The sequence below is a fragment of the Stenotrophomonas sp. ZAC14D1_NAIMI4_1 genome (assembly GCF_003086775.1).
In the GTDB taxonomy this organism is placed as follows: Bacteria; Pseudomonadota; Gammaproteobacteria; order Xanthomonadales; family Xanthomonadaceae; genus Stenotrophomonas.
On record NZ_CP026001.1, the window covers coordinates 1,021,650 to 1,043,864 of the forward strand.

Genomic DNA, 22,215 nt, shown 5'->3' on the forward strand with positions numbered 1-22,215 from the left:
CAGACCCGGCAAACCGGGTCGTGATGCATCAAGGCTGTCCACCTCACTTCCAGGAGCGACCAGAATGATGTCCAGATCGATGGGTAGAACGGCGGTTGGCGTGTTGTTGGGCCTTTCGGTGGCGGCGGCGGCCAGTGCCGCGCCGTTGTTTGAACCGGTGACCATCCTCAGCCGTGCTTCGGCCGGCAGCGATCCCGCACTGGCCCGGCTGCTGTCCACGCCGTCCACTGCCACCGTACAGGAAGTGCGCATCGACGCGGCCGCCACCGCGCAGCCGCAGCTGGAATTCGAACTGCTGGGGCAGCAGGTGCAGGCGATCCGCAGCAGGGTCGAGGCGCTGCCTGACGGTGGCAGCATCTGGTACGGGCAGATCCGCGCGCCGTCGGACCGCCTGCAGAAGGCGACCTCCAATGGCCAGGACGATCCGGGCAATTCACTGATCGTGGTGCGCTCGGGCAACACGCTCACCGGCTCGATCCGCAAGGACGGCAAGCTGTACCGGCTGCGCCCGCTGGGTGATCGCCACATCCTGGTGGCAGTGGATGAAACGCGGATGCCTGCCGACCACCCGGCCGACTACAACCAGCTGCCGAAGATTCCGATGGCGGACCAGGATCGCATCGGCATCGCCCAGGCATCGTCGGGCACGCCCGCGACCATCCGCGTGCTGGTGGTGGCCACCAATGCCGCCGTGGCGGCCTACGGCGGCAACATGCAATCGCTGGTGCAGTTGGCGGTGGCCGAATCCAACCAGGGGTATGCCAACAGCAACGTCGGCATCACCATGCAGCTGGCCGGGTATGAAACCACCAGCTATACCGAGTCGGGCAACTTCACCACCGACCTGGCCCGCTTCCGCACGACCAGTGACGGCTACATGGACAGCATCCATGCCAGCCGCAACAGCACGACGGCCGATGTCGGCGTCCTGCTGATCAACAACTCCAGCTACTGCGGCCTGGCATCGGGCATCGGCTCGACGGCGGCCACGGCGTTCGCCGCGGTGTACTGGGATTGTGCGACCGGGTACTACTCCTTCGCGCACGAGATCGGCCACCTGCAGAGTGCCCGGCATGACATCGCCAACGATCCGAGCACCTCGCCGTATGCCTTCGGCCACGGCTACCGCTACGAGCCGGCCACCGGTACCGGCTGGCGCACGATCATGGCCTATGACTGCACCCGCGGTTGCCCGCGCCTGAACTACTGGTCCAACCCGAACATCAGCTACAACGGCATCCCGATGGGCATTGCCAGTTCAGCCGACAACCAGCGCGTGCTGGTCACCACCAAGCACACGGTGGCCGGCTTCCGCTGAGGCGGTTACCGGATGGCACCCGCCGACCAGGGTCGGCGTCTACCGGCCTGCGCGCTCTGGTAGATGCCAACCTTGGTTGGCACCCGGCAATCCGTCATTCGCGCTTGAGCGAATCCAGGCGCCAGCCGTCGGCATCCACGCGCAGCACCGAACCCTGTTCGTACCAGTCGCCCAGCACGATGCGGGTGCAGCTGCGGCCACCGGCCTGCAGCGTGTGGATGGCCGGGCGGTGGGTGTGGCCGTGGATCATCGTGTCCACGCCGTGGCGCACGAAGGTGGCCTCGACTTCGGCCGGGGCCACGTCGGTCACCGTCTCGAACTGCGCGCGGTCACCCTGTTTCATTTCCGACTGGCGTGCCTGGCTGGCATCGCGCGCCTTCTGCGCGAACGCAATGCGTGCGGCCAAAGGCTGCGACAGGAACTGGGCCTGGAACACCGGGTCGCGGGTCTGCGCGCGGAACTGCTGGTAGGGGATGTCGTCGGTGCACAGCAGGTCGCCGTGCTGCAGCATCACCGGGCGGCCGTACAGCTCGATCACGCAGGGGTCGGGCAGGATGCGCAGGCCCGCACGGCGCGCATAGTCCTCGCCCAGCAGGAAATCGCGGTTGCCGCGCATGAAGAACACCGGCACGCCGCTGTCGGACAGCACCTTCAGCGCATCGGCCACCGCATCGGCGGCCGGCGAGGGCGTGTCATCGCCAATCCAGGCTTCGAACAGATCGCCGAGGATGTACAGCGCGTCCGCGCCGGGCGCGTCCTCGCGCAGGAAGCGCAGGAACAGGTCGGTGATGGCTGGACGGCTGGGGTCCAGGTGCAGATCGGAAATGAACAGCGTCGTCATGCAGGCATTCTAGGGCATCGGCTCGCCGGGCATGGCCGGCGGGCGCAACCGCGTCACACCGGCAGCGGCAGCCAGGCCAGGCTGGCCGAGGCCAGCAGCGCGGCGATGCCAGTGGCCGCCAGCACGTCGCTGGGGTAGTGCAGGCCCAGCACCACGCGCGACAGGCCGACACCGAAGGTGAACGGCACCAGCAGCGGTGCCAGCCACGGGTAGTACGCCAGCGCCACGATGGTGAAGGACACCGCATGCAGGGTGTGGCCGGAGGGGAAGCTGAACTCGTCCAGCGGTGCCACCCAGGCGCGGATGCGCAGGTCGGCCGCATACGGCCGCGGGCGCCGGGTCCAGCGCTTCAGGCCCTTGTAGAGCAGCAGTGCGGCCAGGCCGGTGGCGGCCATGTGCACCGATGCGCGCAGGCCGTCGAAACCATCGACGAGTACCAGCGCCCCCATCAGCACGTACCAGAAGACGCCATCACCCAGGCGGCTGATGATCGAGAACAGGCGACGCACGCGGCGGCGCCGGCAGTAGTGGTTGGCCCGCCGGCACAGCCGCGCTTCGCGGCCAGCCAGTCCTTCAAGCGGCGTTGTGCGCATGTCCGGTCCTCCGTGCCTGGGCCAGTTCGGCCAGCAGCGTTTCGAATTCGGCCACCACCTGCTGCGGGTGCAGGCGCTTCATCGCGCGGGCGGCGTTGCTGCCCAGCTCGCGGCGCAGCGCATCGTCGCTGGCCAGCTGCACGGCCGCTTCGATGAACTGTTCGTCGGTGTCCACGGCGGCCCCGTTCTCGCCGTTGCGCAGGTACTCGCGCGCAGCGCCGTAGTCGAAGGCCACGGTGGCCAGGCCGCAGGCCATGCTTTCAAGGGTCACGTTGCCGAACGTCTCGCTGCGGCTGGGGAACAGGAACAGGTCGCCGCTGGCGAAATGGCGGGCCAGGGCGTCGCCGCGCTGGATGCCGCAGAAAATGAAATCGGGATTCTCGTGGGCCAGCTTCTCCCGTGCCGGGCCGTCGCCGACCCACACGAAGCGTGCCTTCGGCCGCACCTGCTGCAGGCGGCGGAAGGCCTTCACCGCCAGTCCGAGGTTCTTCTCGGCGGCGATGCGGCCCACGTAGATGGCGACCAGTCCGTTGCCGTCCACGCCCCATTCCTCGCGCAATGCGGGATCGCGCCGGCTGGGATCGAACTGCTGGCTGTCCACCGCGCGCGCCAGCAGGCGCACGCGCTCGAAGCCCTGGTCGGTGAGGAAGTGCTGCAGTTCGCGGGTCGGCACCAGGGTGGCATCGGCCTGGTTGTGGAAGCGGCGCATCCAGCGCATCGCTGCCGTCTGCAGCCAGGCCACACCGTAGTCGGGCAGGTACTCGTCGAAGCGGGTGTGGAAGCCGGTCGCCACCGGAATGCCGAGGCGGCGGGCGGTGCGCAGCGCCGACCAGCCCAGCGGGCCTTCGGTGGCGATGTACACCGCGTCAGGGCGCTGCTTCTGCCAGTGGCGGCCCAGGCGGATCGGCGCGGGCAGGCCGAAGCGCAGGCCCGGGTAGCGGGGCAGGGCGGCGCCCGGCACCAGCAGCGTGCCGGGCGCCGATTCCAGTGCTTCACTGGCCTGTCGTGGACGGATCAGGTCGACCTCATGGCCGGCCGCACGCAGTCCCAGTTCCAGGCCCTGCACGGTGAGTGCGACGCCGTTGACTTCCGGCGGATAGGTCTCGGTGACAATGGCATGGCGCATGGCGGGCCTCCGGTTTTCCGGCATGCTCGGGCCTGCCCATGTAGTGCCTGTTACCGCTTTGCGACCGTCGGATGACGGCCGCGCCGTACGCAGAAGCACGGCCCCGAAGGGCCGTGCCGTGGATCAGAAGCGCTGCTGGTACTTCATGTAGATGAAGCGGCCGATGTCGTAGCCGCCGTAGTAGGAGAAGTTCGCGCTCGGCTGGGTGTACATGATCGGGCCGTACTTCTCGAACACGTTGTTCGCACCCAGCGATACCGTGGCATCCCACGGCAGGCTGTAGCGCACCTGCACATCGTGGAAGGTGGTCGAGCCGCGGCGGTTGTAGTTGCGCACGCCGCTGTACCACGGGGCCTGCTGGCCCGGGTGCGAGCATTCGTCGGCATGCAGGCGCGGGCTGAAGCACTGTTCCTTCACTGCCGAGTAGTAGCGCACGCCCCAGTTGATGCCGAAATTGCCACGCTCCCAGTCCAGCGACAGGTTGGAGCGGGTGCGGAAGCCGATCCCGCCTGCGCCGGCCAGGCCGTTGCCGGGTGTTGGCACCACGCCGGCGTCATTGGTGCTGCGTTCCAGCGACGACACCACGTAGGTGCTCTTCCAGTCGGTGCGCAGGGTGCCCCAGTCGGTTTCCCAGCGATGGCTCAGTTCCAGGTCATAGCCTTGCGTTTCGCGGAAGCCGCTGTTGCGCACGCCGTACTTCAGCTGGTTGACGATGCCCAGCGCCGGGTCGCGGGTGAAGCCGGCGCAGCGCTCGGCGATGCCCAGTTCATAGCAGTCGCGCAGCATGTCGTTGGGATGGTCGGCCACGATGGTGTCGTCGATGCGGATCTTCCACCAGTCCAGCGCGATGTTCAGGCCGGGCGCGAAGCCCGGGCTCCAGACCACGCCCAGGGTGCGGCTGGTTGCGGTTTCCGGCTGCAGGTCGGGGTTGGAGCCATTGGTGAACGGCAGCGGGGTCTGGCCACTGCTGCTTTCAATGGGCACGTTGCCCTGGCCCAGCTGGCGGTAGCTGTCGGCATTGGCGATGTCGGCCGCGCAGCGCGCACGCACCTCCGGGCTGCTGGCCGCCGCGCCGTACACGGTATCGCAGGGGTCGCGGAAGCCCGTGGTGAAGGTCTGCGAGCCGCCGCCATAGAGGTTGGCGATGGTGGGCGACCGGAAGCCCTGCGCCCAGGTGCCGCGCAGCAGGACCTGTTCGATCGGCCTCCAGGTGAAGCCGAACTTGCTGTTGAGGGTATCGCCGAAGGTGCTGTAGTCCGAATAGCGCGTGGCCGCGTTGACGGTGAGTTCGTGCGCCGCGGGCAGGTCGCGCAGCAGCGGCACGCTCAGCTCCAGGTACGCTTCGTCCACGCGGTAGCCGCCGCCGGTCGGCCCTGCAGCGAGGTTGGTGGTGGCGCCGGTCTGGGCCAGCGGGTCGGGAATGAAACGGCCATCCTCGCGGCGGCTCTCCACACCCACGGCCATGCCGAGGTCGCCGGCCGGCAGGGCCAGCACGGTGCCACTCAACGTGGCGAACAGGTTGCGGCTGGTGGTGCGGCCGCGGCTGATCTCCTCGGGGAACAGCCAGTCCATCAGTGCCGGATTGCCGGTCAGGCCGTTGGGGTCGTGCTGGCCATAGGGCACCAGTGGGTTCCACGGTATGCAGCCTGCGATCGGCGCACCGGGTGTGCCGCATTCGACCTTGCCGGTGGCAGCGTTGTAGAACGAAGGGCCGGTGGCGTCTTCGACGCGCTGTTTGTGCAGATTGCCGGTCGCGCGCTGGGTCAGTTCGCTGCGGTTGTACTGGTAGCCCGCTTCCCAGTCGAAGCCGTGCGCGCCCAGCTCGAAGCTGCCCTCGAAGGCGGCTACGCCCTGCCAGGTGGTGAGGTCGCTGACGCTCACGCGCGGGACTTCCCAGAGGCGCCGGTTCCAGTTCACGTCGCTGGGAGCCTGGTAACCGTGGTGGCTGCCAAACGGATTGAACCAGCTGTCCTTCGACATCGGGTTGATGCCCGCGGCGCCGGACTGGAACGGATAGCCGGCGATCTGCCGGGTCGTCTCGCGTCGGTTGTAGGCCAGCTGGGTGTTGAAGTGCAGCGAGTCGGTCAGCGCGACGCGGCCGTCGACGAAGATCGAGTCACGCTTGATCGGCGTCTGCACGTGCATCTGTTCGTTGCTGTTGCTGACATCGCCGGTGAACGGTGTGTCGTCGCTCAGGTGGACGCTTCCGGGGCCACCCGGCGCCACGCCACGATCCAGCGAGTAGCTGCAGCCACGGCTGCTGCTGCAACCCGGGCCATTGAAGCCGGTGATGCGGCCCCACTGGCCCACCGTGGTCCAGCCATCGGCAGGATGGCGGTCGGTGTTGGTGTAGGCGCTGAACCAGCGGTCGCGCGCCCAGACGCCTTTCTCCTCGACGTGTTCGGCAGCGAAGCTGATCGAGGCGCGGTCGTTGGACCAGCCGCCCACCACGTCGTACTGCGTGCGGGCACCATCGCCCTGGCTGTACTGGCCCTGGTAGACGCTGGCGCTGATGCCTTCGACGTTGCGGCGGGTGATGATGTTGACCACGCCGGCCATCGCATCGGACCCGTAGATGGCCGATGCGCCATCCTTGAGCACTTCCATGCGTTCGACGGCGGCGGCGGGCAGGGTGGAAATGTCCTGCAGGCCGCCGGTGGTCATGCCCATGCGCTTGCCGTTGACCAGCACCAGGGTGCGCTGCGCGCCCAGCCCGCGCATGTCCACGAAGCTGCCGCCGGCCGACTCGCCCGCTGACAACGGGCTGGCGCGGCTGGCGGCGGGGCTGCCCATCGCGGTCAGGTTCTGCAGGATATCGGCCACCGAGTTGAAGCCCTGCCGTTCGATGTCGGCGCGGCTGATGGTCAATACGGGCTGTGCGGTTTCCAGATCGACCTGGCGGATGCGCGAACCGGTGATCTCGATGCGGTCCAGCGTGGTCGGGGCGGTGGAATTCTGGGCCAGTCCGGCCGTGGCGGCGGAATCCTGCGCCAGTGCGGGCAGGGCGGCCGCGGTGCCGGCGGTGGCCAGCGCGCAGCGGATCGCCCAACCCAACGGGGAGGTGCTCGGCGTCATGCGGTTTCTCTCTCTGATGTGCGGAAACGGACGCCCGAAGCGCGGGCTTGTCCGGCCGCCACGACGTTCATCGCGACGGCACGCCACTAACGCGCAGCGTTCAAATTCCGTAAAGGCAGAAAGCGACCGGTGGCTGCATCGGCGCTGTCGTATTCCGCGTTACCTGCGGAGGTTCAAGAACTTGTGTGCGTTGCGGTGCAGAACGAGAGAGCGCCGGAAGACGCCACGCCATCGCCTTGGCGCGGCCGCCTTCTGTTCATTAGCGACAAAAAAAACCACGGCCCCGAAGGGCCGTGGTTGTTCAACAGATGCGGCGGCGCGATGGATCAGAAGCGCTGCTGGTACTTCATGTACACAAAGCGGCCGATGTCGTAGCCACCGTAGTAGGAGAACACCGAGTTCGGCTTGCTGTACATGTTCGGGCCGTACTTCTCGAACACATTGTTGGCACCGACCGAAACGGTGGCATCCCACGGCAGGTTGTAACGGAACTGCACGTCGTGGAAGGTGACCGAGCCGCGCTCGTTGTAGTTGCGCGAACCCGGGTACCAGGGGGCGCGCACGCCCGGATCGGAGCATTCGTCTGCGTGCTTGCCCACATCCAGGCACTGTTCCTTCACGCCGGAGTAGTAACGCGCGGTCCAGCTGATACCGAAGTCGCCCAGATCCCAGCCCAAGGTCAGGTTCGAGCGGACGCGGAAACCGCTGACGCTGTTGGTGGCGATGCCGTTGATCGGCGTCGGCACCACTTTGCCGTCGTTGGTCGAGCGGAATACGTTGGAGCTGACGTAGGTGGTCGACCAGTTGGTGGAGAAGGTACCCATCGAGTCGGTTGCCAGACGATGGGTCAGGTCCATGTCGTAACCTTCGGTTTCCAGGAAACCGGCGTTGCGATTGCCGTAGGTCAGCTTGTTGACGATGCCCAGCGCCGGATCACGAGTGAACTGCAGGCAGCGGGCGTCGATGCCCTGCTCGTAGCAGTCGATCAGGATCTGGTTCGGGCTGTCGGCGATGATGGTGTTGTCGATGCGGATCTTCCACCAGTCCAGCGAGACGTTGAAGTTCTGGATGAACTGCGGGCTCCACACAACGCCCAGCGTCTTGCTCTTGGAGGTCTCCGGCTGGAGGTTCGGGTTCGAGCCGTTGGTGAACGGCACCGGCGTCTGGTCAGTGCTGCTGGTGATCGGTACCAGGCCCTGCTTCAGCTGGCGGTAGGTATCGGCGTTGGCGATGTCGCGAGCGCAACGTGCGCGTACTGCTGCGCTGTCCTTGGACGGGCCGTAGACGGTATCGCAGGGATCGGCGTAGCCGGTGGTGAAGGTTTCCGAACCGCCGCCGTACAGATCGTTGATGGTCGGGGCGCGGAAGCCCTCCGCCCAGGTGCCGCGGATCAGCAGCTGGTCGATCGGACGCCACTTGAAGCCGAACTTGCTGTTCAGCGTGTTGCCGAAGGTGTCGTAGTCGGAGAAGCGCGTGGCGGCGTTGAAGCTCAGTTCCTTGGCGCCCGGCAGGTCCGCCAGGACCGGGACGTTGAGCTCCAGGTAGGCTTCCTTCACCTTGTAACCGCCACCGGTCGGGCCAGCGGCCAGGTTGGTGGTGGCGCCGGTCTGGGCCAGCGCGTCGGGAATGAACTCACCGGTTTCCTTGCGGTTTTCCAGGCCGAACGCAAAGCCCAGGTCACCGGCCGGCAGAGTGACGATGCTGCCGGCGATGGAGGCGAAGAAGTTCTTGCCAACGGTCTTGCCGGTGGAATTCTCAGCCGGCATCAGGTAGTCGATCAGGGCCTGGTTGCCGGTCAGACCGTAAGGATCAACCACGCCTGCGGCGATCAGCGGATTCCAGACCATGCAGTTGGCGATCGGTGCAGCGGCAGTACCGCATTCGACCTTGCCGGTGGCCGCGTTGTAGTACGACGGGCCGACGGCATCCTTGACGCGCTGCTTGTGCAGGTTGCCGGTAGCGTGCTGGCGCAGCTCGTTCTTGTTGTACTGGTAGCCCACTTCCCAGTCGAAGTAGCGTTCGCCGATATCGAACGAGCCACCGAAGGCGGCCACGGCGCGATAGGTCTTCAGCGAGCTGTCGCTGACGCGCGGCACTTCCCAGGTGCGGTGGTTCCACGCCACGGCGGTCGGGGTGGCATAGTTGTGCTGGCTGCCGAACGGGTTGAAGTAGCTGTTGACCGACATCGCACCGATACCAGCGGTGGACGACTGCAGCGGATAGCCGGCGATCTGGCGGCTGGAATCACGCTTGTTGTAGCCCAGCTGCGTGCTGAAGTGGATCGAATCGGTGATGTTCACGCGGCCATCGACGAACACCGAGTCCCGCTTCAGCGGATAGTTCAGGTGCATCTGCTCGTTGGTGTTGCTGACGTCGCCGTCGGGGGCACTGGCGTTGGTGATGTGGTAGTTGGCCGGGTTCAGCGGATCGCTGCCGCGGTTGAGCGAGTAGCCACAACCTGCAGCGGCACAACCCGGGCCCTTCAGGCCGGTGATCTGGCCGTACTGGCTGACCGTGGTCCAGGCTTCGGTCGGGTGGCGGTCGGTATTGCCGAAGGCGCTGAACCCGCGGTCCTTGGCCCACACGGCCTTTTCTTCGGAATGCTCCGCAGAAATGGTGATCGAGGCACGGTCGTTGGACCAACCGGCGACCACGTCGAAGCGGTCACGGGCGCCGTCACCCTGGCTGTACTGGCCGTGGTAGACGTTGGCGGTCACGCCGTTTGCGTCATGGCGGGTAATGATGTTGACCACGCCGGCCATGGCGTCCGAACCGTAGATGGCCGAGGCGCCATCCTTCAGGACTTCGATGCGCTCCACCGCCGACACCGGCAGGGTCGACACGTCCTGGTAGCCGGAGGTGCTGATGCCCAAGCGCTTGCCGTTGACCAGCACCAGGGTGCGCTGAGCGCCCAGGTTGCGCATGTCGATGTAGGTACCACCCGCATTTTCGCCCGCGCTGAGCACATTGGCGCGGCTGATCGCAGGGCTGCCCATGGCGGTGACGTTCTGCAGGATGTCCGACACCGAGCTGAAGCCCTGGCGCTCGATATCGGTGCGCGAGATGGCCAGCACCGGGTTCGCGTTCTCCACGTCGACCTGGCGGATGCGCGAGCCAGTGATTTCGATGCGGTCCAGGGTCGTAGGGGCGCCGTCCTGGGCGAATGCAGGCAGCGCAATCGTTGCGGTGCCGACGATCAGGGCGTGGCGGATCGCCTTGCCCAGCACGGTGGTGCGTGAAGTCATCGCGTCTCTCTCTCTCAGAAGCTTCGGGTGCAGGGCCAAAGGAGCCCCGGCAAATGTCGGCTCGCATCAAAGCGATTGAGCCGACGACTTCGATTTATTCTCGTTCGTTAACCGGATGTAAAGGGCTTGCAGCAAAATATGTCGAAAGTTGTCGACTGAATTTCATCTAAATTTAATAAAAGCAAGGCCTTAGCGTCACGGTGAAATGGCCAGATTCGGCACAGTGCCGGAGCCTGAACGCCCGTTCATTTTTTAGAATGCGCAAACGCGCACGCGAAGACGGCCCCGTCAGGGGCCGTCGTCAGGGCAGGCAGCGGCAGCTGGCCGGGGGTCTCCCGGCAGCGCGGATCAGGCCACGAAGGGGCGGAACTGGATGCCCAGCCCGGCCAGGCCCTCGGTCTCGCCGATCAGGTCGGCGCGCAGCAGCGGCCGCGGGTCGATGAACGCCTGCGGCACGATCAGCGACAGGCGGGTGTCGTCGGCGGTCAGTTCCAGCGCCGGCAGCGGCGCGTCTTCATGCGCGCGGTTGAGCAGCACGGCCAGCCGCAGCAGGGCGGTCAGGCGGCGCGCGGTCAGCAGCAGGCGCTCGGGCAGGGCATCGAAGGCCGACTTGCCCACGCTGCGCCGATGGCTGCGCACCAGTGCGGCCAGCATCTGCTGTTCCTGCCGCGAGAAACCGGCGATGTCGGAGTTCTCCAGCACATAGCTGCCGTGCACGTGGTAACCGCTGTGGGCGATCATCAGGCCCAGCTCGTGCAGGCGCGCGGCCCAGCCGAGCATGCGGGCATCGTCGGCATCCAGTTTCCAGCGCTCCTGCACCTGCTCCAGCAGGGACAGGGCGGTGTCCTGCACGCGGTCGGCCTGCACGGTGTCGATGCCATAGCGCTGGGTCAGCGCCGCCACCGACTCGTCGCGCGGGTCGTTCTCGCCGGCGCGGCCGACGATGTCATACAGGATGCCTTCGCGCATGGCTGCCTTGCTGACCAGCAGCTTCTCCAGGCCCAGGGCCTGGAAGGCGGCTTCCAGCACCAGGATGCCACCGGCGATGATCGGGCGGCGGTCGGCGGACAGGCCGGGCAGCACGATGTCGTCGATCTTCTTGGCCTTCAGCAGTTCGTCGCGCAGCTGCGGCAGGGCCTCGGCGGTGATCGCGCCCTTGCTCAGCTTCATCGTGGCGCAGATTTCGCTGATGGCCTTGTGCGTGCCGGATGAGCCAAGGGCTTCCTGCCAGCCCAGCGCGCGGTACTTGCTGGCAAACGGCTGGAACTCACGGCCGATCTCGGCCAGTGCGTCCTTCCAGCGCTTGCGGCTGAGCTTGCCGCCGGGGAAGAAGCGGCGCGTGCTGGCAATGCAGCCGGCCTGCAGGCTTTCGCGCTCCAGCGTCTGCATGCCCTTGCCGATGATGAATTCGGTGGAGCCGCCACCGATGTCGATCACCAGGCGGCGCTGGTCGGCCTTGGGCGGCTGTGCATGGGCCACGCCGAGGTAGATCAGTCGCGCTTCTTCACGGCCGCTGACCACTTCGATGGCGTGGCCCAGCGCGGTTTCAGCCGGCACCAGGAAGGATTGCGGCGAACGCAGCTGGCGCACGGTGTTGGTGGCCAGGGCGCGCACGCGGTGCGGGGGCACGTTGCGGATGCGCTGGCCGAAGCGGGCCAGGCATTCCAGCGCACGCTGCCGTGCGGCGGTGGACAGGCCGCCCTTGCCATCCAGGCCATCGGCCATGCGTACCGTTTCGCGCAGGCGGTCGATGACCCGCAACTGGCCGAGCGTGTAGCGCGCGATGACCATGTGGAAGCTGTTGGAGCCAAGGTCGATGGCGGCCAGCAGGTCGCCATCCTGCAATGCGGGCGGAGTCGTGGTGGTATGCGGCATGGACGAATGTTAGCCGAAGGGGCGGTGTGCTCGTCACCGCATCGCCTTCACATTTTGTAGGGGGAGTGCGGTAGTGCCGGCCGCTGGCCGGCGACGATCGAGTCCCGACCAACGGTCGGGACCCACCGGGGCAGCTTACAGGCCCTGCATCAACGCCATCTGGGCCGAATGCGGCGCTTCGTCGTGGGCCGGGGTGCGCTTGTGGTAGATGCCCTCGGCATCCAGCTCCCAGGCGTTGAGGTTGTCGTCCAGGTAGTTCTGCAGCACTTCGCGGTACACGCGCTTGGCCAGATCCGGGTCGAGGATCGGGAAGCAGGTCTCGACCCGGCGCAGCAGGTTGCGTTCCAGCCAGTCGGCGCTGGCGCAGTACAGCTCCGGCGCACCGTCGTTGCCGAACCAGTACACGCGGCTGTGTTCCAGGAAGCGGCCGACGATCGAGCGCACGCGGATGTTGTCCGAGACGCCCGGCACGCCCGGGCGCAGGGTACAGGCGCCGCGGATGATCAGGTCGATCTGCACCCCGGCCTGCGAGGCGGCGTACAGCGCGCGGATCACCTGCGGCTCGTTCAGTGCGTTCATCTTGGCGATGATGCGCGCCGGGCGGCCGGCAGCGGCGATGCGCGTCTCGCGTTCAATGCGCGCGAGGATGCCGGTGTGCAGGGTGAAGGGCGACTGCAGCAGGCGCTTGAGCTTCATCTTCGAGGCCAGCCCGGACAGCTGCTGGAACAGCAGGTGCACGTCATTGCCGATGTCCGCATCGGCGGTGATCAGGCTGATGTCGGTGTATGCGCGGGCGGTGCCGCTGTGGTAGTTGCCGGTGCCCAGGTGCACGTAGCGGCGCAGCTTGCGGCCCTCGCGGCGCACGATCAGCAGCATCTTGGCGTGGGTCTTGAACCCGACCACGCCATACACCACCTGCACGCCGGCTTCCTGCAGGCGGTCGGCCAGGCCCAGGTTGGCTTCTTCGTCGAAGCGCGCGCGCAGCTCGACCACCACCGTCACGTCCTTGCCGTTGCGTGCGGCCTGGATGAGCGCATCGACGATCAGCGAATCCTTGCCGGTGCGGTACAGGGTCTGCTTGATGGCCAGCACGTTCGGGTCCACCGCCGCCTGCTTGATCAGGTCCAGCACGGCGGTGAAGGCATCGAAGGGATGGTGCAGCAGCAGGTCCTGGCGGCGGGTGATCTCGAAGATGCCGTCGCTGTCGCGCAGGGTGCGCGGGTTCATCGGCGGGTACTTCAGGTCCGGCTGCGGCACCAGGTCGTACAGCTGGATGATGCGGTTGAGGTTGACCGGGCCATCGATGCGGTACACCGCGTTTTCGGTCAGGCCGAAGTTCTGCAGCAGGGTGCGCACGATGTCCTTCGGCGTGTCCTCGGCGATCTCCAGGCGCACCGCCGGCCGGTAGCCGCGGTCGACCAGTTCATCGCGCAGGGCCAGGGCCAGGTTCTCCACTTCTTCCTCGTCCACCACCAGCTCGGAATTGCGGGTGACGCGGAACTGGTAGGCGCCCTGGACTTCCATGCCCGGGAACAGCTCGTCGACGAAGGCCGACAGCACCGAGGACAGGAACACGAAGTTCTGCCCGCCGCCCAGGCTTTCCGGCAGCTGGATGATGCGCGGCAGCGAACGTGGCGCACGCACGATGGCCAGGTGGCCGGCGCGGCCGAACGCATCGGTGCCCTTCAGCACGACGACGATGTTCAGCGACTTGTTGAGGATCTTCGGAAACGGATGCACCGGGTCCAGGCCCAGCGGCGACAGCACCGGCATGATCTCGTTGCGGAAGTACGCGCGCAGCCAGCGCTTCTGGCGGTGGTTCCACGAATGGCGGCCGAGCACGCCGATGCCGGCCTCGGCCAGCGCCGGGCGCAGCGTCTCGTTCCAGCAGCGGTACTGCTGGTCCACCAGTTCGGCGGCGCGGTCGTGGATGGCGTTGAGGATGGCCTGCGGGCTCATGCCGTCCGGGGCCGGCGGCAGGCCGAATTCCTGCGCGTGGCGCACGGCGGCGGCGCGGATCTCGAAGAACTCGTCCAGGTTGGTGCAGGAGATGCACATGAAGCGCAGGCGCTCCAGCAGCGGCACCTGCGGATCCATCGCCTGTGCCAGCACGCGGAAGTTGAAATCCAGCTGGGACAGTTCGCGGTTGATGTAGAGCGCCGGGTCACGCAGTGGATCGTTGTCCGGGCTCACGGGGAGGGGGAGGGATCCGAGGCTGCTCATGGCTTCATTCTTCGATGGAGGTCAGGGGGGCGGACTCGCGCGGGCGCACGTGGTCGGCATCGAAATGACAGGAGAACACCGAGCCCTTGCCCACTTCGCTTTCGATCTCCAGCCGTGCGTGGTGCAGGCCGAGGATGTGCTTGACGATGGACAGGCCCAGTCCGGTGCCACCGCTCTCGCGCGAGCGGCTGCTGGACACCCGGTAGAAACGTTCGGTCAGGCGCGGCAGGTGGGTGGCGGGAATGCCGTAGCCGCTGTCACGCACGGCCAGCACGACGCCGTCGCCTTCGCGGCGGAACTCCACGGCGATGCGGCCATCGGCCGGGGTGTAGCGCACCGCGTTGGTGACCAGGTTGGAAAACGCGCTGTGCAGTTCTTTGGTGGAGCCCAGCAGGTCCACGCCGGCCAGGTCGTCGATGCTGATCTGGTGCCGGCCCTGGCTGTGCGCTTCGGCTTCGCGGCGCAGGGTGGCCAGCATCGGCTGCATCGCCACGGTCTCCGCTTCGCTGTGTTCCTGCGATTCCAGCCGCGACAGGGTCAGCAGGTCTTCCACCAGCTGGGCCATGCGCTGGCTCTGCTTGCGCATTTCTTCCAGCATCGGGCCGGTGCCGGGGAAGTCTTCCGGATCCATCATGTCCAGGTAGCCGTGCACCACGGTGAGCGGGGTGCGCAGTTCGTGGGACACGTTGGCGACGAAGTCGCGGCGCACCTGTTCCAGGCGCAGCAGCTTGCTGACGTCGCGGGCGATCAGCAGCCAGTAATCGGAGGAATACGGAATCAGGCGCAGGTTCAGCCGGATTGCCGGATCCACCGGCGAGGGCACGTCCAGGATCGGTTCGGCATTGCGGCCGCCGGCCAGCCAGTGCGCCAGCGGCATCGGCTGCAGGCGTTCGACCAGGGCTTCACCCAGATCGCCGGGATGATGCAGGCCGAGCAGGGCGGTGGCCGCTTCGTTGAACCACTGCACGCGCTGGCTGTTGCGGTCCAGCACCACCACTGCATCGGGCAGGGCCGCAGCAGCGGCGCGGTAACTGCGCAGCATGTCCAGCAGGCGGCGCTTGCGCACGCGCATTTCCACCTGGTTGCGGTACAGCAGGCGGTCCAGCTCGTTCCACACGCCGGACCCTTCCTCGGCGGTTTCCCAGCGCTGGCGCGCGGTCAGCCGGCGCAGCACGCAGCGCAGGCGCCAGTAATGCCAGGTCAGCGTGCCCAGTGCGGCCAGCGCGATGCACAGCCACAGGTGCCCACTGAACCACCCGACCACGCCGGCCAGCACCAATACCGCTGCCACGGAGGCCAGCGTCTTCAACCAGGCGGAGCGGATGTGGCGGGGCATTGCGGTCTCGTCGTTGGAGGCGGCGGTTCACGCGGTGAACCGAGGGTTATAGCAGAGTTGCCGACACCGGCACCGGCAGGTGCGCGGTGCCGGCACGACGAGGCTCAGGTTGCGGTGGAGAAGCGGTAACCGGCGCCGCGCACGGTCTGCACCATGTTCTCGGCATTGAACGGTTCCAGCGTCTTGCGCAGGCGGCGGATGTGCACGTCGATGGTGCGTTCTTCCACGTACACGCTGCCGCCCCACACATGGTCCAGCAGCTGGGCGCGGGTGTAGACGCGCTCGGGATGGGTCATGAAGAAGTGCAGCAGGCGGTATTCGGTCGGGCCGATCGGCACCGGCTGGTCGTTGGCGAACACGCGGTGGGCGGCGCCGTCGATGCGGATCGGGCCGACCGCCACGCTGCCGTCCTCGTCATCGTCACGGGCGCGGCGCATGACCGCGCGGATGCGGGCCAGCAGTTCGCGTGCCGAGAAGGGCTTGACCACATAGTCGTCGACACCGGCTTCGAGGCCGCCGACGCGATCATTCTCTTCGCCACGCGCGGTCAGCATGATGATCGGCACTTCGCGGGTCAGAGTTTCCTTGCGCCAGCGGCGGGCCAGGTCCAGGCCACTGGTGCCGGGCAGCATCCAGTCCAGCAGGATCAGGTCGGGGACGCGGTCGGCGATCGCGGTCTGGGCCTCGCGGGCATCGCCGGCGTGGACAGGTTCGTAATCGCCCTTGCGGAGGGCGAAGGCGACCATTTCGCGGATCGCGGGCTCGTCATCGACGATCAGGATGCGTTTCTGCACGAGGACACCGTAGGGCTCGGTTACTGGAGTGGTGCCAGTAGACTACGGTTTGATGACATGTTTGTGACTACCTGGCCGGGATCGGCGCTGATTGCCATGCCCCGGTCATGCGGCGCTCAGCGCCGGTCCAGCTCCGGGTCCTGCACACCCTGGCGGCGCAGCTCCAGTACGGTCGGGGTGATCGTCTCGATGCGGGCGTCCACCCGCGCGCGGCCGACATAGTCCAGCTCGGGATTGCGCTTGAGCGCCTGCAGCTGCATCAGCGCCTGCTCCGGGCGGCCACCGAGGAAGGCCGCCTCGGCATAGGCCTCGCTGGCCCGCACGCTGTCCCCGGCCAGCTCGCTGGCGCGGGCGTAACGCTGCTGGAATACCGGATCGTTACCGCTTTGCGACAGCAGCGGCCGCAGCATCGCCTGCGCGCGCTGGCCGGCCTCGCGACCGCCCTGTTCATTCAGGATCTCGGCATAGGTCAGCGCCACCGGGCGGCTGTTGGGGTGCTCGCGCAGCATCTGTTCGAACCGCGCGTTGGCCTGGACCGGCTGGCCGGCACGGGATTCGGCTTCACCCAGGGCCAGGGCCACGAACAGGCTGTCCGGATGGGTCTGCAGCAGGCTGGCCAAGGCCTGACGGGCCTGGTTGGCGCCGCTGCGGCCGCCGCGCATGGCGGCCAGGGCCTGGCCATAGCGCTGGGCGTCGGTCAGGCCGTCCTTCTGGCGCCGGGCCAGGTCGGCGTATTCGCGCTCCAGGTCCGGCGTGGTGTCGGCGCTGAGAACCCGCAGGCGCTCGCGGGCCCAGTCGAAATCACCGCTGGCGCCGCGGCTGAGCTGGCCGATCGGCAGGCGCAGCACGGTGCTGGGCAGCAGCGGGTTGCTGCCACGCAGCAGCGGCTCGCCCAGGCTGGGGTCGGCCGGGTTCACCCGCTCCTTGCGCTCGCCGGTGGGGGTGCTGGTGGTCAGCAGCACCGTGTCCTTCTTCATCTGCTGGGCGCGCGCCTTGGCCTCGCTGATGCGGGTGGTGTTGACCGGGTGGGTCTGCAGGAAGTCCGGGGCCTGGTAGCCGCCGTCGTTGCCGCGCATGGCCGCCGACATCCGCTCGAAGAAGCCGGCCATGGCGTCCACGTCGTAGCCGCTGCGGGACAGGGTGCGGATGCCCAGCCGGTCGGCCTCCGATTCGTTGGAGCGGGTGTAATTGATCTGCCGCTGCTGCATCAGGCCCATGCCCGAGCTGATCGCGGCCATGGTCGCGTTGCCGGAGGAGGTGCTGTTGCTGGCCTGGGCGGCAACCACTGCCGCCAGCATGCCCAGCAGGATCGGGATCTGGTCGCGCTGGGCGCGCTCGACCCCGCGCAGCACGTGCTGCTGGGTGACGTGGGCGATTTCGTGGGACAGCACCGCTGCCACCTCGTCCTCGCGCTCGGCGGTCAGCACCAGGCCGGCGTTGACCCCGATGTAGCCGCCCAGGGTCGCGAAGGCGTTTATCTGGCGGTCCTTCATGATGAAGAACGTATAGGGCTGGCGGGGCTGGTCGCTGTTGGAACCCAGGCGGGTACCCATGGTCTGCAGCCAGTCGTTGACCAGCGGGTCGTCCAGCAGGTAGCCGTAGTTGCGCAGCTCGCGCAGCATCATCGCGCCGTACTCGGCCTGCCGTGCCGGGGTCAGCAGCTCGCCGGCCGACGAGCCGATGTCCGGCAGCTTCTCCTGGGCCTGGGCCAACGGCATGGCCAGGGCCAGGGTGACGGCGGTAGACAGCAGCAGGGCTCGCAAGCGGGAGGTCCTCGGGCAGGGCGCGCCAAGCGTGGCAGGGCAGGGGGCAACCATTCGTTAATCCACAGTGTTGCGGTCGTGGCGTGGAAATTCCAGCACACCGGTACCATATATGGACCGTCGATCCATCGTGGAGTTTCCCGTGACAGCCCAGCCCGCTGGCGGTTCGCCCGCCATCACCATCTATTCCACCGCCGTCTGCCCGTACTGCGTGGCCGCCAAGAACTTCCTCAAGAGCAAGGGCCAGCAGTGGACCGAGGTCCGCATCGACCTGGACCCGGTCGAGCGCGAGAAGATGATGTCCCTGACCCGCCGCACCAGCGTGCCGCAGATCTTCGTCGGTGACGTCCATGTCGGCGGCTACGACGACATGATGGCCCTGCACCGTGAAGGCAAGCTCGAGCCGCTGCTGGCCGGGCAGGGCCAGGCATGAGCGCGGCCGACGACGGCAGCAAGGACCGCATCGCCGAATTCACCGATTTCCGCAAGCGCATGAACGAGCGCATCCTGGGCGAGCCGAACCAGGTGGTGCGGCGCTTCTTCGCCCTGGACACGCAGACCTACCAGGCCGGCGCGCTGGACGTGAAGACCAAGGAACTGCTGGGCCTGGTGGCCTCGATGGTGCTGCGCTGCGACGACTGCATCAGCTACCACGTGGCCCAGTGCAAGGACGCCGGCGTGACCCGCGAGGAGTTCTTCGAGACCTTCTCGGTCGGCCTGGTGGTTGGCGGTTCCATCGTGATCCCGCACCTGCGTCGCGCGGTCGACTTCCTCGACCAGCTTGAAGGCGGCGCCGCCGCCCCGGAAGCGCACGAGCACTGAGGTAGCACCGGCCGCTGGCCGGCGGACACCTGAACAAACGGCCGCCGGGCATGGCCCGGCGCTACCGGACGCGCGCAGGGGCCTTTACCGCGATCTCTCAGCCCAGGAGCCCCTTCTTGTTGAAGGGGCGCGCCGGCAGGCGGGGGTAGAGGAGGAATGCGCGGGCAATTATGCCTTTGCCGGGGTCGGGACCATGGTCTACTTGGGTAGCCGGGCCCGGCTAAGGCATAATTGCGGGTGAAACTTCCTTAGCGCCGGCGTTTCCGGGCACGTCCGGACGGCGTATTCCCCCCTGTTCGGAACATCGATCAATGACGCAGAAAATTACGGTCATCCGCGGCGACGGCATCGGCCCGGAAATCATGGACGCCACCCTGTTCGTCCTCGACCAGCTCAACGCTGGCCTGGAGTACGAAGATGCGGACGCCGGCCTGGCGGCCCTGGAAAAGCACGGCGACCTGATGCCGGCGGTGACCCTGGAATCGATCGCGCGCAACAAGGTCGCGCTGAAGAGCCCGCTGACCACCCCGGTCGGTGGTGGCTTCACCTCGATCAACGTCAGCCTGCGCCGCCACTTCGACCTGTACGCCAACGTGCGTCCGGCCCACACCTTCCCGAACACCAAGTCGCGCTTCGACAAGGTCGACCTGATCACCGTTCGTGAGAACACCGAAGGTGCGTACCTGGCCGAAGGCCAGGAAGTCTCGGCTGACGGCGAGACCGCCTTCTCCGGCACCCGCATCACCCGCAAGGGCTCCGAGCGCATCGTGCGCTACGCCTTCGAGCTGGCCCGCAGCGTCGGCCGCAAGAAGGTCACCGCCGTGCACAAGGCCAACATCATCAAGTCGACCTCGGGCCTGTTCCTGAACGTCGCCCGTGAAGTGGCCGCGCAGTACCCGGAGATCGAGTTCCAGGAAATGATCGTCGACAACTGCTGCATGCAGCTGGTGATGCGTCCGGAACAGTTCGACGTGATCGTCACCACCAACCTGTTCGGCGACATCATCTCCGACCTGTGCGCCGGCCTCGTCGGCGGCCTGGGCCTGGCCCCGGGTGCCAACATCGGCAAGGACGCGGCGATCTTCGAAGCCGTGCACGGCACCGCGCCGGATATCGCCGGCCAGGGCAAGGCCAACCCGTGCGCGCTGCTGCTGGCGGCCGCACAGATGCTGGACCATATCGGCCAGCCGGAGAACGCCGAGCGCCTGCGCAAGGCCATCGTGGCCACCATGGAAGCCAAGGATTCGCTGACCGGCGACCTCGGCGGCACCGGTACCACCATGAGCTTCGCCCAGGCCATCGCCAGCCGCCTGTAAGCGGCCGGCCAACCTCGGTTGATCCACAGCGGGGCGCCTTCGGGCGCCCCGTTGCGTTTATGGGCAACGGTGCGTTTCCCGCACAGATCATGTGCCCGGAGGCGGCTGGTTCGTGCGCCATCCGCTCCGCATCCTGTGCCTACTTCCCACCGCACAGGAGTTGCCCATGAACCTTTCCGCCTTCGGCCTGGCCAGCCTGATCGGCATGGCCGCCACCGCACCGGTCGCCGCGGCCGAGCCGGCCCATCCCACCATCCGCCACATGGCCGGTGCCCCCTCAACCACATCTCTCGATGCGGCGAAGACCGCGCTGCTGGTCATCGATTTCCAGAACGAATACTTCGATGCCAGCGCCGCGCCCGGCTTCGCCGGTGGCCGCATGGTCATTCCCGATGGCGTGGCCGCATTGCAGCAGGCCAAGCGTGTGGTGCAGTTCGCCGACGCCAACGGCATCCGGGTGATCCACGTGCAGCACGTGCTGCCGGCCGGCGCGCCGCTGTTCGCGCAGGGCAGCGTCAATGCCGCCTTCCATCGCGATCTGCAGCCGCGCCAGGGCGAGACGGTGGTGCAGAAGGACAATGTCAGCGTGTTTGCTGGTGCATCGGCCGCCGTGCTCGACACGGTGCTGCAGGACGCTGGTATCGACACCCTGCTGGTTACCGGCCTGCAGACCCATGCCTGCGTGGTGGGTGCAGCGCGCGATGCCGCTGCGGCGCCGCGCGGTTACCGGGTGATCGTGGCCGGCGATGCCACCGCCAGCCGTGACCTGGATCTGGCCGGCGGCCAGCGCATCGGTCATCGCGCGCTGCACGAAGCCTCGCTGGCACAGATCGAAGATGCCTTTGGTGAGGTCATCAGCACCGAGGCGCTGCTGGCGCTGCCAGTGCGCAGGGCCGGCGACGGCGCTTGATAAGCTGGCGGGGCCCGCAGATCGCGGGCTCCGCAACCGGGAGCTGCCCTCGATGGACCACTTCGCCGCCCTGCGCGCGCTGCGCACCATCGTCGAAGCGGGCAGTTTCACCGCCGCCGCCGAGCGCCTGGGCACCACCCATTCGGCGATGTCGCGGCAGCTGCGGCAACTGGAAGAACACCTGCAGGTGCGCCTGCTCGACCGCAACAGCCGCCGCCTGTCGCTGACGGAAGCCGGGCGTGACTACTACCGCGATGCCGTGGGCCTGCTGGATCGCCTGCAGGCCGCCGATGACCGCGCGCGCGCTGGGCAGGCCGAGCCCAGCGGCCGCCTGCGCATCAGCGTGCCGCAGGTGGTGGCCAGCCAGGAACTGCCGCACTGGCTGCCCGGCTTCCTCGCCCGCTATCCGCAGGTCTCGCTGGACCTGTCCGCCGACGATCAGCTGGTCGACGTGGTCGGCGGTGGCTTCGACCTGGCCCTGCGCATTGCGCCGTCGCTGCCGGACAGCCAGCTGGTGGCGCGCGAGCTGGCCCGTTGCCCGCGCATCCTGGTTGCGGCACCGGCCTATGTGGCCCGGCACGGCCTGCCGCGGCAGGCGGCGGACCTGCAGCAGCACACGCTGCTGGGCTTCAGCCCGACCGCCGCCAGTGCGCCGTGGCACCTGCAGGGGCCGCGCGGTACCAGCGCCAGCATCGAGGCCGGCCAGCGCCTGCGCGTGGATGCCACGCCGGCCCTGCACGGAGCGGTGCTGGCCGGCATGGGCATCAGCCTGTTCACGGCGTTGACCGTGCAGGAGGATCTGCGCGCCGGCCGCCTGATCCGCGTGCTGCCGGCCTGGAATGCCGGCCAGCGCTGCTACTTCGCGCTGTACCCGCATGCCCGTGCACTCGCACCGAAAGTGCGCGCGCTGGTCGATCACCTGGCGGCGCACTACGCTGCATGGACGGGCGGGGCAGAGTAGCCACGCCACGGCAACGA

16 protein-coding genes are annotated in these 22,215 nt (G+C 67.4%); 6 read left to right on the plus strand and 10 right to left on the minus strand.

The genetic code is table 11. The features are described 5' to 3' along the window. Positions 1-64: 64 nt before the first annotated feature. Complete coding sequence (locus C1927_RS04645; RefSeq protein WP_108746037.1) at positions 65-1,318, plus strand: zinc-dependent metalloprotease; 1,254 nt, start codon at positions 65-67, stop codon at positions 1,316-1,318. 94 nt (positions 1,319-1,412) lie between these two features. Here C1927_RS04645 and lpxH read toward each other — a convergent pair whose 3' ends face one another. The 10 genes from lpxH to C1927_RS04695 form a co-directional block, all read right to left on the minus strand. Further along, entirely contained in the window at positions 1,413-2,159 is a 747-nt protein-coding gene (gene lpxH, locus C1927_RS04650) for a UDP-2,3-diacylglucosamine diphosphatase (RefSeq protein ID WP_108746038.1), read from the minus strand. Positions 2,160-2,212: 53 nt separating this feature from the next. After that, positions 2,213-2,752 carry a phosphatase PAP2 family protein gene (locus tag C1927_RS04655; RefSeq protein WP_079220791.1) on the minus strand — a complete coding sequence of 180 codons (540 nt, stop codon included), beginning with the start codon at positions 2,750-2,752 and terminating at the stop codon, positions 2,213-2,215. Beyond that, on the minus strand, positions 2,733-3,878 hold the full coding sequence (locus tag C1927_RS04660; protein ID WP_079220792.1) for a glycosyltransferase family 1 protein: 1,146 nt from the start codon (positions 3,876-3,878) through the stop codon (positions 2,733-2,735). The genes C1927_RS04655 and C1927_RS04660 overlap by 20 nt, the downstream gene beginning before the upstream one ends. A 123-nt stretch (positions 3,879-4,001) precedes the next feature. Beyond that, positions 4,002-6,953: a TonB-dependent receptor gene (locus tag C1927_RS04665; RefSeq protein WP_108746039.1), complete on the minus strand. Its 2,952-nt coding sequence runs from the start codon at positions 6,951-6,953 to the stop codon at positions 4,002-4,004. Between the two features lie 326 nt (positions 6,954-7,279). After that, on the minus strand, positions 7,280-10,198 hold the full coding sequence (locus C1927_RS04670; RefSeq protein ID WP_108746040.1) for a TonB-dependent receptor: 2,919 nt from the start codon (positions 10,196-10,198) through the stop codon (positions 7,280-7,282). Positions 10,199-10,546: 348 nt separating this feature from the next. After that, positions 10,547-12,073, minus strand: coding sequence for an exopolyphosphatase (ppx, locus tag C1927_RS04675; protein ID WP_108746041.1), 1,527 nt, complete (start codon positions 12,071-12,073; stop codon positions 10,547-10,549). 135 nt (positions 12,074-12,208) lie between these two features. Continuing rightward, on the minus strand, positions 12,209-14,296 hold the full coding sequence (gene ppk1, locus C1927_RS04680) for a polyphosphate kinase 1 (protein WP_108746042.1): 2,088 nt from the start codon (positions 14,294-14,296) through the stop codon (positions 12,209-12,211). Positions 14,297-14,300: 4 nt separating this feature from the next. Continuing rightward, entirely contained in the window at positions 14,301-15,632 is a 1,332-nt protein-coding gene (gene phoR, locus C1927_RS04685; RefSeq protein ID WP_108746043.1) for a phosphate regulon sensor histidine kinase PhoR, read from the minus strand. A gap of 104 nt (positions 15,633-15,736) precedes the next feature. Then, positions 15,737-16,426 carry a phosphate regulon transcriptional regulator PhoB gene (phoB, locus tag C1927_RS04690; RefSeq protein ID WP_079220798.1) on the minus strand — a complete coding sequence of 230 codons (690 nt, stop codon included), beginning with the start codon at positions 16,424-16,426 and terminating at the stop codon, positions 15,737-15,739. Between the two features lie 116 nt (positions 16,427-16,542). Continuing rightward, positions 16,543-18,243, minus strand: coding sequence for a M48 family metalloprotease (locus C1927_RS04695; RefSeq protein ID WP_174208670.1), 1,701 nt, complete (start codon positions 18,241-18,243; stop codon positions 16,543-16,545). Between the two features lie 88 nt (positions 18,244-18,331). Between C1927_RS04695 and grxC the strand changes: the two genes are divergently transcribed. The 5 genes from grxC (at position 18,332) to C1927_RS04720 (ending at position 22,198) form a co-directional block, all read left to right on the plus strand. Beyond that, on the plus strand, positions 18,332-18,622 hold the full coding sequence (gene grxC / locus C1927_RS04700; RefSeq protein ID WP_079225103.1) for a glutaredoxin 3: 291 nt from the start codon (positions 18,332-18,334) through the stop codon (positions 18,620-18,622). Continuing rightward, a complete protein-coding gene (locus C1927_RS04705) occupies positions 18,619-19,011 on the plus strand; it encodes a carboxymuconolactone decarboxylase family protein (protein WP_046986956.1) in 393 nt (130 codons plus the stop codon). The genes grxC and C1927_RS04705 overlap by 4 nt, the downstream gene beginning before the upstream one ends. Before the next feature lie 311 nt (positions 19,012-19,322). Continuing rightward, positions 19,323-20,327: an isocitrate dehydrogenase gene (locus C1927_RS04710; RefSeq protein ID WP_079220800.1), complete on the plus strand. Its 1,005-nt coding sequence runs from the start codon at positions 19,323-19,325 to the stop codon at positions 20,325-20,327. Positions 20,328-20,493: 166 nt separating this feature from the next. Further along, complete coding sequence (locus C1927_RS04715; RefSeq protein WP_079220801.1) at positions 20,494-21,237, plus strand: cysteine hydrolase; 744 nt, start codon at positions 20,494-20,496, stop codon at positions 21,235-21,237. A 52-nt stretch (positions 21,238-21,289) separates the two neighbouring features. Then, complete coding sequence (locus C1927_RS04720; RefSeq protein WP_079220802.1) at positions 21,290-22,198, plus strand: LysR family transcriptional regulator; 909 nt, start codon at positions 21,290-21,292, stop codon at positions 22,196-22,198. Positions 22,199-22,215: the final 17 nt, after the last annotated feature.